We start from the raw sequence: 2,322 nt of genomic DNA on the forward strand, positions 1-2,322 counted from the left end.
TGTGAATTCGCCCATTCCCCATTTTACCGGGACGGCCCTCACTTTTCTGACCCCTTTCAGTATCTTCACCGGTTTTGGCGCGGTCATTGCGGCCGGACTGGCAGGCGGTCTTTACCTGAGTGCACGCTTTGAAAAGGGGGATCCGATCAACGTCAAGGCACAGCGCTGGACCACCCTTTTTTCCTACCTGGCCTTAGCAGCAATTGTCGTCACGCTGGTATGGTCCTATGCCATATTCCCTTGGGCAGCGGCAAAATGGACTGGCCCTTATTGGTGGGTATGGGCCATCTGGCTCTTGGTGGTCCTGTTCTTTGCCTTTAAATCCATGATGAACCACTCCATGCAAAAAGACTTCGCCGCCCTGCTGTGGGGTGAAGGGGTGGTGGTTCTCCTGTGGTTTGCCATGTGGGCTACGATGTTTCCCTACATTGTTCCGGAAACCTGGACCATCCAGGCGGCCGCCAATCCGGCCAACTCCATTGCCGTGTTTACCTTATTCATGACCGGGTTTGTACCCATCATGATCATGTACAACGCTTATCAAATCTGGGTGTTTCGGGGTCGCACCACAAAAATGGCCAGTTACGGCGGTCATTAAAACCGGAAGGGAAGGGCAGGCTTTTCGCTGCCCTTTCCTCAGTTCCTGTGTAACAGACGGAAACTATTCATGGAGTGATTTATGAAAATCAGATCTTCTTTAACGGTTCAGGGCGAACCCGAAGCGCAGCTCGATGACCATGCCATTCTGGATATTCTCGATGTACTGGAAACACGCCACGATCTGGTCAATGAACAATGGTATGCGCTACGCGCAGAACTCTCCACCCTCAATGAAGAGCAGGTGTTGGATAACCATTCGCAAAAAAAGGTGTCCGATCATAGCTTGCTGATGGAGCAGGAATTATCGCGTTATCAGCGCTTCTTTCACATTTTTCGGCAAAATCTGCTGCAAAAAAAGGCAAACCGGGCAGCTTATCCCGTACTGTACACGAGCTGAATGCCATGGAGGGACTTTCATACCAGCGCATACAGGATGGCGCACAACCTGACACGACATCGGGAGATATCCTCATAATGCAAGACACGAATCGTATTCTGAACTGCCTGCGCGGCGGGCCGATGACCAGCATAGAGATGGCTTGTACCCTGCACCTGACGATGAACCGTATTCAGAGTATTCTGAATGAGCTGGCTGCCCAACGCAGCATTTATGCGCGACGTTGGGTAACCGATGCCTCTGATAACCAGATCCCGCTCTGGGAATTGGAGGATGCCGACAGCATCGCCTAACAGGAGTATCTCATGCATTCAGCGTCATGGAATCTGACGGGCCAGTCAGATTGTCAGCTTTGTCCCATGCGCCAGTTGAGCATTTTTGCAGGGCTCACTGTGCAAGAATTAGACAATCTGGGGATGACCGTACAGGATATTCATCTGCCTGCTGGAGAAGTGCTTTACCATCAAGGCGAAAGCGCCCGCCATGCGTTTACCTTGCGGTCTGGTGTCATCAAACTCAGTCTGGAATCACCGCTTCATGGGGTGGAAAAAATTGTTCGGCTATTGCGTCATGGCGATCTGTTGGGATTTGAGGGCTTGAATCATGCACATCCCCGATACCCGCATACCGCCACAACATTAGATGCCGCTGATTTATGTTTGCTGGATATATCGGAATTAAACCGTTTGTCAGAAGACCTCCCCCATGTGCGAGGCGCATTGCTGGAGCGATGGCAGAGAGCCCTGGAAGAGTCTGAATTCCATATTGTGGAAGTGGGAGCAGGGAAGGCCGATGCCTGCCTGGCGGCATTTTTATACCACTGGTGCGGCGTGTTCCCCGATGGCGCCTGGGTCCCTTTCCCGATGGCACGTAAAGAAATTGCCGGTTATCTCGGGCTTTCTTCTGCACATGTTTCGAGAGTCATGGCGGATTTCAAGAGACACGGATATCTGCGTGAATCCGGTCAGCGCATTATGGTTCAGCGCGCGTCGCTACGAAAAATTGCCAGCGGTATGCATTGATGGGTTCTAAATGGTTGATGAAGGCTGTACACCGCTCCTTGATTGAGGTGGTTCTTAATCAGGTACAACCATTTCAAAAATGAAGAATAACAGCAACCTCATCATTTGCATTTTTTCTCAAAGGTTGTCATCGTTTATCTAATTGGGATCTCATGGTCGAATTATGTTAAAGCTTCGCCGCTACTTTCGTTCGCTGGCAATGTTGTCCTTGTTCCTTATTGGAACCTGGATGAGCAATGCTGCGGTGGCGATGCCACAGGGCATATCCTGTGTTGAAATGCACGGGATGTCCATGATGAGGAT

At 50.8% G+C, this 2,322-nt stretch carries 4 protein-coding genes; all 4 read left to right on the forward strand.

From position 1 onward, the window contains the following. The coding region (locus tag BLW97_RS18430; protein WP_143215011.1) for a cytochrome d ubiquinol oxidase subunit II at nt 1–598 on the forward strand (598 nt) is incomplete at its 5' end. An 81-nt stretch (nt 599–679) separates the two neighbouring features. Then, nucleotides 680–997 carry a hypothetical protein gene (locus BLW97_RS18435; protein WP_010638920.1) on the forward strand — a complete coding sequence of 106 codons (318 nt, stop codon included), beginning with the start codon at nt 680–682 and terminating at the stop codon, nt 995–997. Between the two features lie 77 nt (nt 998–1,074). Next, on the forward strand, nt 1,075–1,290 hold the full coding sequence (locus tag BLW97_RS18440) for a hypothetical protein (protein ID WP_010638922.1): 216 nt from the start codon (nt 1,075–1,077) through the stop codon (nt 1,288–1,290). Nucleotides 1,291–1,302: 12 nt separating this feature from the next. Continuing rightward, the gene (locus BLW97_RS18445) at nt 1,303–2,019 is read left to right on the forward strand and encodes a Crp/Fnr family transcriptional regulator (protein WP_010638924.1); all 717 of its coding nucleotides are present in this window, start codon (nt 1,303–1,305) and stop codon (nt 2,017–2,019) included. Nucleotides 2,020–2,322: the final 303 nt, after the last annotated feature.

Origin of the sequence: Acidithiobacillus albertensis (assembly GCF_001931655.1) — a bacterium.
Taxonomy (GTDB): domain Bacteria; phylum Pseudomonadota; class Gammaproteobacteria; order Acidithiobacillales; family Acidithiobacillaceae; genus Acidithiobacillus; species Acidithiobacillus thiooxidans.